The 12,148-nt window shown below is 62.8% G+C and carries 9 protein-coding genes; 6 read left to right on the top strand and 3 right to left on the bottom strand.

Translation table 11 applies throughout. The annotated features are described in order from the left end of the window. Positions 1 to 24 precede the first annotated feature (24 nt). The 3 genes from hpaE to JLZ96_RS06085 are packed head-to-tail and all read right to left on the bottom strand — an operon-like array spanning position 25 to position 3,759. Positions 25 to 1,557, bottom strand: coding sequence for a 5-carboxymethyl-2-hydroxymuconate semialdehyde dehydrogenase (gene hpaE / locus JLZ96_RS06095; protein WP_032393251.1), 1,533 nt, complete (start codon positions 1,555 to 1,557; stop codon positions 25 to 27). Positions 1,558 to 1,594: 37 nt separating this feature from the next. Next, the gene (locus tag JLZ96_RS06090; RefSeq protein ID WP_032385579.1) at positions 1,595 to 2,266 is read right to left on the bottom strand and encodes a GntR family transcriptional regulator; all 672 of its coding nucleotides are present in this window, start codon (positions 2,264 to 2,266) and stop codon (positions 1,595 to 1,597) included. Next, on the bottom strand, positions 2,263 to 3,759 hold the full coding sequence (locus tag JLZ96_RS06085) for a fumarylacetoacetate hydrolase family protein (protein ID WP_052053759.1): 1,497 nt from the start codon (positions 3,757 to 3,759) through the stop codon (positions 2,263 to 2,265). The genes JLZ96_RS06090 and JLZ96_RS06085 overlap by 4 nt, the downstream gene beginning before the upstream one ends. 127 nt (positions 3,760 to 3,886) lie before the next feature. On the opposite strand from JLZ96_RS06085, the gene JLZ96_RS06080 reads away from it, so the two are divergent. From JLZ96_RS06080 to JLZ96_RS06055, 6 genes are all read left to right on the top strand, one after another. Further along, positions 3,887 to 5,812 carry an FAD-binding monooxygenase gene (locus tag JLZ96_RS06080; protein ID WP_201009657.1) on the top strand — a complete coding sequence of 642 codons (1,926 nt, stop codon included), beginning with the start codon at positions 3,887 to 3,889 and terminating at the stop codon, positions 5,810 to 5,812. Continuing rightward, positions 5,809 to 7,281 carry an NAD-dependent succinate-semialdehyde dehydrogenase gene (locus JLZ96_RS06075; RefSeq protein ID WP_201009656.1) on the top strand — a complete coding sequence of 491 codons (1,473 nt, stop codon included), beginning with the start codon at positions 5,809 to 5,811 and terminating at the stop codon, positions 7,279 to 7,281. Before JLZ96_RS06080 ends, JLZ96_RS06075 begins: the two co-directional genes overlap by 4 nt. Positions 7,282 to 7,508: 227 nt before the next feature. Continuing rightward, positions 7,509 to 8,096, top strand: a complete 588-nt coding sequence (locus tag JLZ96_RS06070) for a TetR/AcrR family transcriptional regulator (protein ID WP_032393386.1) — start codon at positions 7,509 to 7,511, stop codon at positions 8,094 to 8,096. Positions 8,097 to 8,236: 140 nt separating this feature from the next. Then, the gene (locus JLZ96_RS06065) at positions 8,237 to 10,195 is read left to right on the top strand and encodes a primary-amine oxidase (protein WP_201009655.1); all 1,959 of its coding nucleotides are present in this window, start codon (positions 8,237 to 8,239) and stop codon (positions 10,193 to 10,195) included. Continuing rightward, positions 10,188 to 11,627 (top strand): APC family permease, encoded by a 1,440-nt coding sequence (locus JLZ96_RS06060; RefSeq protein WP_201009654.1) that lies wholly within the window; start codon positions 10,188 to 10,190, stop codon positions 11,625 to 11,627. Before JLZ96_RS06065 ends, JLZ96_RS06060 begins: the two co-directional genes overlap by 8 nt. After that, positions 11,624 to 12,112 carry a hypothetical protein gene (locus JLZ96_RS06055; protein WP_201009653.1) on the top strand — a complete coding sequence of 163 codons (489 nt, stop codon included), beginning with the start codon at positions 11,624 to 11,626 and terminating at the stop codon, positions 12,110 to 12,112. The genes JLZ96_RS06060 and JLZ96_RS06055 overlap by 4 nt, the downstream gene beginning before the upstream one ends. Positions 12,113 to 12,148 lie beyond the last annotated feature (36 nt).

Genomic DNA, 12,148 nt, shown 5'->3' with positions numbered 1-12,148 from the left:
TGAAGGGAGTCGGTGCTGTCTGCGTCAGTGCTTGGCTGAGTCGGCCTTGCCGAAGGTCGGGTTGTGTACCTCGCCGAGCGTGATGTGCACGGCCTGCTGCTGGGTGTAGAAGTCGATGGAGCGGTAGCCACCCTCGTGCCCGAGCCCAGAAGCCTTGACCCCACCGAACGGGGTGCGTAGGTCGCGGACGTTGTTGGAGTTGAGCCACACCATGCCGGCATCGATGGCCTGGGCGAAGTTGTGCGAGCGCTTGAGGTCGTTGGTCCAGACGTATGCTGCGAGACCGTATTTGACACCGTTGGCCAATTCGAGAGCTTCGTCGTCGGTGTCGAACGGAGTGATCGCCACGACCGGTCCGAAGATCTCTTCCTGGAAGATGCGGGCGTCGGGTGCGACATCGGCGAACACCGTCGGGGTCACGAAGTTGCCCTGCTCGAAGCCTTCGGCCCGGCCGCCGCCCGCAACGAGGCGGGCTTCGGTCTTGCCGATCTCGATGTAGCTCATCACCTTGTCGTAGTGCTCCGGGTGTACCAGCGCGCCGACCTCGGTCGAGGGATCGTGCGGGTAGCCCACCTTCACGCGCTTTGCTTGTGCGGCATAGCGTTCGACGAATTCATCGTAGATGGACCGTTCGACGAGGATGCGGCTGCCCGCGGTGCAGCGCTCCCCGTTGAGGGAGAACACACCGAAGATCGTGGCGTCCACTGCTGCTTCGAGATCGGCATCGGCGAACACGATCGCCGGGCTCTTTCCGCCCAGTTCCATCGACAGGCCCTTGAGGAAGGGCGCGGCGTTGCCGAAAATGAGCTGACCCGTGCTGGATTCGCCGGTGAAGGAGATCAAGGGAACGTCGGGGTGCTTGACGAGCGCGTCGCCTGCGTCTTCGCCGAGGCCGTTGACAAGGTTGAACACACCCTCGGGGAGGCCGGCTTCCTCGAAGATGCCCGCCCACAACGATGCCGACAGGGGAGTGAACTCGGCGGGCTTGAGGACGACGGTATTGCCGGTGGCCAGTGCTGGGCCGAGCTTCCACGATTCGAGCATGAACGGGGTGTTCCACGGGGTGATGAGGCCGGCGACCCCGATGGGGGTGCGATTGACGTAGTTGATCTGCCGTCCTGGGACCTTGTAGGTGTCGTCGGCCTGAGCGACGATGAGGTCTGCGAAGAAGCGGAAGTTCTCGGCGGCGCGGCGAGCCTGACCGAGTGCCTGGGTGATGGGCAGGCCGGAGTCGAAGGATTCGAGTTCGGCCAGCCGGGCGTCGCGTGACTCGACGATGTCGGCAATGCGGTGGAGGATCCGGGAGCGCTCGCGCGGCAGCATGCGCGGCCACGGGCCTTCCTTGAAGGCTTTCTTGGCGGCCTCGACAGCGCGGTCGATGTCGGCCTTCTTGCCGGCGGCGGCCTGCAGGTAGACCTCATTGGATACCGGGTCGAGAACGTCGAAGGTGTCGCCGTCGATCGAATCGACGAACGCACCGCCGATGTAGTGCTGGATCTTGCTGGGAAGGTCGGTGGGGACGTGGCGTTGTGCCTGTTCGGCGACAGTGTTCGTCATGAATGCTCCAATATCGGGATCGGTTGTCTGATCTGACTCAGTAGGCCGGTAGGCCGATGGTTTCGTCGGGGTGCTCGTGGACCAGGTAAGCGTCGAGCGTTGCGGATCGGTGTCGTCGAGCCGCCTTCTCGATTTCGCCGAGGGGCGCACCGATTTCGATGAGCCGCACGATGTTTTCGTGTTCGTGCACCGATTCACGTGCGCGACCGGGAACGAACGCGAACGTCGATGCGCGCAAGTGTCCGAGACGGCCCCACTCGGCTTCGACGAGTGTCAGCATTCGCGGGTTCACGCATTTCGCGAACAGAATTTGGTGGAACTCCTTGTTCAGCGACGTGAACAGGTGCGGATCGAAATGCTCGAGGGACTCGATCATGCGTTCGTTCACGGCACGGGCTTTCCGAATGTCGTCCTCCGACAATCGGCGTGCGGCCATGGCAGTGGCAGCGCCCTCGAGAATGCTCAAACTCTGCATGCTGTAGCGATATTGGGTGTCGTCCACCATCGACACGTGGGCACCGACGTTCCGCTCGAACGTCACCAGACCTTCGGCCTCGAGTTGTCGGATCGCCTCACGAACCGGAACGACACTCATGTCGAGATCCTTCGCGATCGAGCCGAGTACGAGGCGGTAGCCGGGCGTGTATTCCTGCCGCGCTATCCGGTCCTTGATGTAGTGGTAGGCGGCCTGCGATTTGCTCTGTGTCACTGGGAAACTCCCTGATCCATACGCCACTGCTCGTACTTGCTCTTCCACTCCGCATTCGGTGGGAAGAGCCCGTCGAGTGGATGTCCGGCCGCGACTTGGTCGGCAACCCACGCGTCCTGCTCTTCCTGAGCGAGCGCCTCGTCGACCACTTCCTCGGCCAACGCCGGCGGAATCACGATCACCCCGTCGCTGTCGCCGACGATGACGTCGCCGGGCTGTACCGTCGCTCCACCGCAGGCGACGGTCAGGTCGAAATCCCATGGGACGTGGCGGCGGCCCAACACTGCGGGGTGGGCGGTCGCGGCGAACACAGGGAGGCCGATCTCGGCTACGGCGTCGCGATCGCGGACTCCTCCGTCGGTCACGACGCCGACGGCGCCGCGGGATCGGGCCCGCAGGGCGAGGATGTCACCCAGAGTGCCGGAGCCGAGTTCGCCGCGGGCCTCGATGACGATGATCTCGCCGTCGTTCACGGCGTCGAACGCTCGTTTCTGGGCGTTGTAGCCGCCGCCGTGGGAGACGAACAGGTCTTCGCGGTTGGGTACGAACCGCAGTGTCCTGGCCGTTCCGACGATCTTGTCGCCGGTATTCAGTGCGCGAACACCGTCGATCGACACGTTGTTCAGTCCCCGCTTACGAAGCTGGGCCGACAGACCCGCCACCGGTACCCGGGTCAGTTTGTCTCGTAGCTGGGGGCTCAAACCTGTTCGAGGCGGGATGATTCCGGCCGCCTCGGCCGAGCCCCACGCGTCCTCGCGCTGCGCATCGTCTGCCGCCGGCAGAGAGCCGAGCCCTGGGTCGAAATCGTTCTCGCCCTGGGTGACTGTTGTGATCAACCGGCCGGTCGACGACGAATCGTCGATCGTGCTCACCTCGACCTCGACGACGTCGCCGGGAACGACGACCGACGAGCCGGCGGGTGTACCGGTGAGGATGACGTCGCCGGGCTCGAGGGTGAAGTGCTGCGACAGGTCGGCTATCAGCTGGGGCAGCGAGAAGATGAGGCCGGCCGTGGTGTCGTCCTGGGCCACGGTTCCGTTGACCCACGTCCGGATTCGCAGTGCAGTCGGGTCGACCGAACGCGCGTCGATGACGTCGGGTCCCAGGGGTGTGTACCCGTCTCCGCCTTTGGAGCGGACGTTGGATCCCTTGTCGTTGGCGCGCAGATCGTAGAGGCCGAAGTCGTTGGCGGCCGTGATGCCCGAGACGTGGTTCCAGGCGTTCTCTGTCGTTACCCATCGCGTTGTCGACCCGATGATCAGGGCGATTTCGCCCTCGAAAGCGAGAAGTTCGGTGCCTGCCGGCCGCTCGACCGTGTCGCCCGTCGACGCCACAGAGCTTGTCGGCTTGAGGAAGTAGGACGGATGAGCCGGGCGGCGACCGCGCTGATCGGCTCGTGATGCATAGCTCAGATGCACCGCGACGATCTTCCCGGGCCTGGTCAGTGAGTTGTTCGACTCGATGACGGCAGCATCGTGGCTCTCGGTCTTCATGTTCCTCCTCGATTGCGACCCTTGCATCATATCTCAGATCGTATACGATGAGTGACGCAGATCGCAATAAATACCGTCGGTGCTACACAGCACTCGAGCACACGAGAGAATCGGCGAAGGTCCAGCAATGCAATTTCACCACCATGGCTACGTATCCGGTGACCCACGCGTCCAGCAAGCATCGGGGACCGGTATCGACCGGCCGGACGAGCTTCCGGAGTACGTCGATGTGCTCATCGTCGGCACCGGTCCGGCAGGAATGATGACCGCCGCACAGCTTTCCCAGTTTCCCGACGTGACGACGCGCATCGTCGAGCGCCGCACGGGACGTCTTGCGATAGGACAGGCCGACGGGATTCAGGCTCGTAGTGTCGAGACCTTCCAGGCGTTCGGATTTGCGGATCGCATCACAGCAGAGGCATATCGAATTACCGAAATGGCCTTCTGGAAGCCCGATCCCGAGGATGCCTCGAAGATCGTGCGCACTGCGCGGACGCCCGACGACGCAACCGGCATCAGTGAATTCCCTCATCTGATCGTCAATCAGGCTCGCGTCCTGGATTACTTCGCCGAGGTCATGGCTCTGTCGCCTACTCGAATGAAGCCGGATTTCGGCTACGAATTCTGCACTCTGGAGATCGGGGATGGCGACTACCCGGTCACGGTCACACTGGAGCACACCGGCGGCGATCAGGTGGGGCAGAAGCGAACGGTTCACGCCAAATACGTCGTCGGCTCCGACGGTGCACGCAGCGCCGTGCGCGACACGATCGGATGTAAGCCGGTCGGAGACAAAGCGTTCCATGCCTGGGGTGTGATGGACGTTCTTGCTGTCACCGATTTTCCCGACATTCGCCTCAAGTGCGCCATCCAGTCCGGCTCGGGCGGGAGCATCCTGCACATTCCACGCGAGGGTGGTCACCTGTTTCGCATGTACGTCGACCTCGGGGAAGTTGCCGAGGACGACAACGGCAAGGTGCGCACGACCAGCATCGACCAGATCATCGCGCAGGCCAACGAGATTTTGCATCCCTACACCCTCGATGTGAAAAATGTTGCGTGGCATAGCGTCTACGAGGTCGGCCACCGCGTGACCGACCGCTTCGACGATGTACCGGCCGACGAGGTCGGGGTGCGTATGCCGCATGTCTTCATCACCGGCGATGCCTGCCACACCCACAGCGCCAAAGCGGGTCAGGGAATGAACGTGTCGATGCAGGACGGGTTCAACCTCGGCTGGAAACTCGGGCACGTACTCGAAGGCCGCGCGCCCGAGAGCCTGCTCGCAACCTATACCGCCGAACGCCAGGTCATCGCGCAGAACCTGATCGACTTCGACAAACAGTGGTCGGCCATGATGGCGAAGCGCCCGGAGGACTTCGACAATCCGTCCGAGCTCGAAGAGTTCTACGTCAAGACCGGAGAATTCCCGGCCGGCTTCATGACCGAGTACCGGCCGTCGATGATCGTCGGCGATACCACCCATCAGAATCTGGCCACCGGATTTCCGGTGGGCAAGCGTTTCAAGTCGGCACCGGTGGTGCGAGTATGCGATGCCAATCCGATGCATCTCGGTCATCATCACCGTGCAGACGGACGTTGGCGGATCTACGTTTTCGCTGACGCGGCCGCCGCCGGCCTTCACTCGGCCAGCGTGGCGTTGACCGAATTGTCGTCGTGGCTCATCGAATCACCCGATTCGCCGATCGTGCGGTTCACCCCGCAGGGCACCGACATCGACAGTTTCTTCGACGTCAAGGTGATCTACCAGCAGGACCACGCCTCGGTCGATATCGGCGCGGTGAATCCCGTGTACCTCCCCGTCGGGGGTCCTTTCGGACTCGTCGACTACGAGAAGGTCTTCGCCACCGATCCCAGTACCGACATCTTCACCGAGCGCGGAATCGATCGCGACGGCGCAATCGTGGTCGTCCGGCCCGATCAGTATGTGGCACAGGTTCTTCCACTCAGCGCAACCGACGAGCTGGCGACGTTCTTCGCCGGAAACATGCTGCCGCGCACCACGGCCTCCACCCCGAAGGAACTGGTATGACCGATCTCGAGAAGAAGCTCCTCGACTCCGTCCCGAACGAACTGTTCATCGGGGGACACTGGCGCGGGTCGTCTTCGAACACAACTCTGGCGGTACATGATCCGGCAACGGGGGAGGTCGTTCGTGACATCGCCGACGCCACCCCCGAGGACGGGATGGCTGCGCTCGATGCGGCAGTCGCCGCTGCCGACTCGTGGGCGTCGACCCCCGCGCGTGAGCGAGCCGAAATTCTGCGACGTGCTTTCGACCTCGTGCAGGCTCGAAAGGAGGACTTTACGCTCCTGATGACCATCGAGATGGGCAAACCGTTGGCCGAGGCCAGGGGAGAGGTGGCGTACGGAGGCGAGTTCCTGCGGTGGTTCAGCGAGGAGGCCACCCACGTCCAGGGTCGGTACGGCGCAAACCCGGAGAACACCGGGCGGATGTTCGTCACTCAGCATCCCGTCGGTCCGTGTTTTCTCATCACGCCGTGGAACTTCCCCCTGGCCATGGCAACTCGTAAAATTGCCCCTGCTCTGGCTGCGGGGTGCACTGTCGTGGTCAAACCGGCTGCGCTCACTCCGTTGACGACTCTGCTCCTGGTGAAAATTCTGCAGGAGGCAGGCCTGCCCGACGGCGTAGTCAACGTGGTCACCACCTCGTCCTCGTCGGCGGTATCCGGCCCGATCATTGCCGACCCCAGATTGCGGAAGCTGTCGTTCACCGGTTCGACTCCCGTCGGTCAGGCTCTGCTGCGTCAGGCCGCCACCGGGGTTCTCCGTACCTCGATGGAGCTCGGCGGTAACGCCCCGTTCGTGGTTTTCGGTGACGCCGATCTGGACAAGGCCGTCGACGGAGCCATTGCCGCGAAGTTCCGCAACATCGGTCAAGCCTGCACGGCGGCAAACCGTTTCATCGTGCACAGTTCGATAGCAACCGAGTTCGCCCGGCGAGTCACCGAACGAGTCGACGCCTTCGGCGTCGGGCGAGGTACCGAGGACGGGGTGACGATCGGTCCGCTCATCGACGGCAAGGCCGTGGCCAAGGCCGAGGAGCTGGTCACCGACGCCGTGCAGCGCGGCGCAACGGTCACCACCGGCGGCGCAGCGATCGATCGGCCCGGGACTTTCTTTGCCCCTACGGTTCTGACCGACGTTGCCCCGGGTAGCGAAATCCTGCATGAGGAGATATTCGGTCCGGTACTCGCGATCGCGACTTTCGATACCGACGACGAGGCAGTCTCACTGGCGAACGACACCGAGTACGGGCTCGTCTCGTACGTCTACACCGAGGATTTCCGTCGCGGTCAGCGCATGATCGAGCGTCTGCAGACCGGAATGATGGGACTGAACGTCGGTGTGGTGTCCAACGCCGCGGCACCGTTCGGTGGCTGGAAGATGTCGGGTCTCGGACGTGAAGGTGGAGCCGAAGGCATCCATGAGTATCTGCAGACCAAATACACACTGACCCCGTCACCCTTCGCAGACTAGACACGCCGTTGTGGGGGTCTCGGACCCCCACAACGTGTGATCGCAGTGAGGATCCGGTAACGCGAAATTCACAGCGCCAACGAGGATTCGTAACGCAGGAGGAGCAATCTTCTTTCAACGGGCGTAGAACAACGAACCGTTCACCGAGAGGAGGTAAAGCGTGAGTCGAGACTTGCGACCGTCGACCGGAGCGTCGGGCCCGCCCGGTGAGCCGTTACCGTGGCCTCATGCCCAAGCTGGTCGACCACGATGAACGCAGGCGAGCCATCGCTGCGGCCACGTGGCGGCTGATCGCGGCAAAGGGGATCGACGCCGCGAACATGCGCGACATCGCTACCGAAGCCGGCTACACGAACGGCGCGCTGAGTCACTACTTCTCAGGCAAGGACGAGATTCTCAGAACCTCGTTCGAGCTCGTCTTCGAGGCTACGAACGCCCGGATCGACGCGCGAATGCGTGACGCCAAAGGTCTCGCCGCGCTTCGCATCTTCTGTCGGGAGATCATGCCGACGACGCAAGAGACGCTGCTCGAAGCCCGTATTGCGATCTCTCTGTTTCAGCGGGCGATGTACGACGAGCGGATGGACGAGATCAATCGCCGTGCATTGAGTCTGTGGCGTGGGCAGATGGCCGGTCACCTCGAGGATGCACGTGCGACAGGCGAGGTCGGCGACATCGATGTCGCGGTCGTCATCGAGCAGTTGCTCGGCATGATGATGGGCGTACAGCTCCTCGGTGTTCTCACTCCATCGGAGAGTTCTGCGAAGATGCAGTTGGCGATGCTCGACAACTTCCTCGCGCTGCTGCGTTCCTAGCGCCCGCGCTCACTGGCTCGATGCCAGAAATTTTTCGGATCGTCTTTCGAATGTGATCTGTACAGCCGTTACCCACAGGTGTAGCGTCCGTCACATCTTTTTTCCAACGTATGTAGAACCAACCTACTCGAGGACTGTTCATGCCGACTCTTTCTCCCACAAGAATCGATCACCCTCTGGCCTTGCCCACCGCCGAAGAGATCGCGGACGTACGTGCCGTCCTCGATGACGCAGGACTGCTGGGTGAGCACACCCGCTTCGTCTATGTCGGTCTGGAGGAGCCGCTCAAGTCGGAGCTGTACCCCACTGCGGCGGGTATCAACCGCCGCTTTCGTGCCTTGCTGCACGACGTCTCCACGCCGAACGCCGTCGACGTCGTCGTATCGGTCACCGAGCGAGCGGTCGTGTCGTCGGTGACTCTCGACGCAATCCGTGACGGCCAGATGCCGGTACTCGACGAGGAATTCGGACTCGTCGAAGAAACGCTGCGAACCGATCCCGAATGGTTGGCTGCGCTCGAGCGCCGTGGTCTCGATGTCGACCACGTCCGAGTGGCACCGTTGTCGGCCGGCGTCTTCGACTACCCCGGCGAGGAAGGGCGAAGGATCCTGCGAGGCTTGGCATTTCGCCAGGATTACCCGACGGATCACGCATGGGCGCATCCCATCGACGGCCTGGTCGGGTTCGTCGACGTCATGAACAAGACGGTCGAAAAGGTGCTCGACACCGGAGTGGTGCCGATCCCCGAGGAGTCGGGCAACTTCACCGATCCCGAGGTCACCGGTCCGATGCGCACGACGCAGAAGCCGATCGAGATCACCCAGCCTGAGGGGCCGAGTTTCGAGGTCACCGGTAATCTCGTCGAGTGGGAGAAGTGGAGCCTTCGCGTCGGTTTCGACGCCCGAGAGGGCCTGGTGTTGCATCAGATCGGCTTCGACGACAAAGGGGCGACCAGGCCGATCATTCACCGCGCATCGATCGCGGAAATGGTTGTTCCGTACGGTGATCCATCACCGGTCCGCTCCTGGCAGAACTATTTCGATACTGGTGAGTACCTCGTCGGCAGGTACGCCAATGCCTTGGAGCTCGGGTGTGACTGCGTCGGCGACATCACGTACTTCGACGTCGTCATCGCAGACGAGCTGGGTAATCCGCAGACGTTGAGAAACGCGGTCTGCATGCACGAAGAGGACTTCGGCATCCTGTGGAAGCACACCGACCTGTGGGCCGGTTCGAATGAGACGAGACGTCAACGTAGACTGGTCATTTCGTTCTTCACCACCATCGGCAACTACGATTACGGCTTCTTCTGGTACCTGTACCTCGACGGCACCATCGAATTCGAGGTCAAGGCAACCGGTGTCGTGTTCACCTCCGGTCATCTCGGAGACGACTACCCGTACTCCTCGCAGATCGCCCCGGGTCTCGGCGCTCCGTGCCATCAGCACCTGTTCAGCGCGCGGCTGGACATGATGGTCGACGGTGCCGTCAACTCGGTGGAGGAAGTCGAGACCAGACGCGTCCCGATGGGCCCGGACAACCCGCACGGCAACGCTTTTGCTCTGTCCACGACTCCACTGACGACCGAGGCCGAGGCCGCTCGCTGCGCGAACGGATCCACGGGACGTGTATGGCACATCAGTAACCCGGATTCACTCAACCGACTCGGTAAGCCTGTCGCATACGTGTTGCATCCGGAAGGTCAGCCATTGCTGCTCGCCGACGACAATTCGTCCATCGCCAAACGTGCCACCTTCGCCACCAAACACCTGTGGGTCACGCAGTTCGACGCGGCCGAGCGCTACGCGTCGGGAGACTTCGTGAATCAGCATTCCGGCGGAGCAGGGCTGCCCAGTTACGTGGCCGATAACCGGGACATCGAGGGCAAGGACATTGTCGTATGGCACACGTTCGGCTTGACCCACTTCCCGAGACCGGAGGACTGGCCGATCATGCCGGTCGACTACACCGGCTTCAAACTCAAGCCGGTCGGCTTTTTCGACCGGAATCCGACGCTCGACGTCCCCGCCTCGACCTCGGCACACTGTGCGCCGTCGAGCACCCCGTGCCATTCTACGAACGGAAGCTCCCATGTCTGACACACGAGACGGAAAGCTGAAGGGCTCGATCGGCGTTGTCGGCATCGTCTTCCTCGTGATCGCAGCCGCGGCTCCGCTCACCGCGATCGGCGGTGCACTGCCCATCATGATCGCGACGGGCAACGGCGCGGGTGCGCCCATGGCGTACATCGTCGCGGCAGTGGTGCTGCTGGTGTTCAGCGTGGGGTACGCGGCAATGAGCAGCCACATGACCGACACCGGCGCGTTCTACGCATACGTCGGAAAGGGTCTGGGCGAAAACGTCGGTCTCGGAGCGGCGGGACTCGCATTGCTGACGTACACCGCAATACAAGCGGGAATCTACGGACTGGCGGCGTCCACGTTGCAGGGACTCGTCGTTTCCTACGGCGGCCCGGACCTACCGTGGTGGCTGTGGGCGCTGGTGCTCATCGGCATCGTCTCGGTGCTCGGCTACCGAAGCATCGATCTGGGCGCGAAGGTTCTCGGTGTTCTGCTGGTACTGGAAATCGGTATCGTGCTGGCGTTGTCGGTGGCGGTGTTCGCTCAGGGCGGTGCCGACGGTATCGACGTCCAGTCGTTCACGCCGGACGCGTTCCTGTCCGGATCTCCTGGAATCGCGCTGATGTTCGCGATCGCGTCGTTCATCGGATTCGAGGCGACCGCGATCTACGGCGAGGAGGCCAAGGACCCCAAGCGGACGGTGCCGATCGCGACGTACGCCGCGGTCATCGTCATCGGAGCCGTGTACGCGGTGTCGAGTTGGGCGGTCGTGCTGGCATTCGGTAGCAACTCGGTCGCCGACGCGGCCGCCGCGGATCCGGCGGGTCTCACCTTTGCCGCGGCCGCACAGTTCCTCGGAGCGACGTGGTCGGACATCATCCAAATAATGCTCGTGACAAGCCTTTTCGCAGCACTACTCGCCTTCCACAACGCGATCTCACGGTACGTCTTCGCGCTGGCAAGACGAGGCGCAGCGCCGAAAGTACTGGCGCGGACACATGCCCGACACGGATCGCCACATGTGGGCTCGATCTTCCAGACTCTCTCGGCCGTTCTGGTGGTCGGAGTGTTCGCATTCGCGGGCGCAGACCCGATACTTCAGCTGTTCACCTGGATGTCCGGATTGGCAACAGTGAGCATTCTGGTGCTGATGATCCTCACCGGAGTTGCGATCTACACGTTCTTCGCCCGAACCCGAGTCGACTCGCGGACGTGGCACACGAAGATCGCCCCCGTGCTCGGAACCCTCGGGCTCCTCGTCGTTCTCGGGCTCGTCCTCGACAACTTCACTCTGCTCATCGGAGGTTCGTCCACGATCGCTGCGATCCTGCTGCTCATCGTTGTGGGATTCTTCGTCGCAGGTCTGCTGCGGGGTATCTCCACTCGCCGTTCACGATCGACCGAGGCTTCTCGGGCGGTCGAGCACGAACCCGGCGAGCTGGCCCAGTGAGCGCCGCCGACGCGCTGATGGCCGCCGGCGCTGTCGGCGCATTTCTCCCTCTGGTGACGCAGCGCGCGATGTCACGTTCGATGACGATCGCGCACGGCTCCATGGCCGTCCTGATGGTGGTCATGGTGGTGGCCCATGTGCCGCAGTGGATCTACCTGATCGCCGCCCTCGGATTACTGGGCCAGGCGTTCCACATGGTGGGGTGTACCAACGGCAGTCGAGCCAGACGACTGTGCACCGTCGACCTCACCGCCATGGGCGCGCTGCTGCTGGCGATGCCGAGCTCGGGCACCTCAGGGGTTTCGTCACTGGGTCACCACCACGCAGCGAGCAGTACGCAACTGCCTTGGGGGCCGGCGATCGTACTCGTGTGTTGGCTTGCAGCAACCACTCTCGTGGCCATGTCGGACCGGCCGCAGGCGAGAAGGGGAGCGACAATCGGTTCGGTGTTGATGATCCTCGGGATGACACCGATGGCAGTGTGACAATGCCATCGGTGTCCGAGCATGGGGCGACACCGA

The organism is Rhodococcus sp. NKCM2511 (assembly GCF_014905595.1).
In the GTDB taxonomy this organism is placed as follows: Bacteria; Actinomycetota; Actinomycetes; order Mycobacteriales; family Mycobacteriaceae; genus Rhodococcoides; species Rhodococcoides fascians.
The sequence above is the reverse complement of the archived record's forward strand: the minus strand, read 5'-3'. Positions and strand labels throughout refer to the sequence as shown.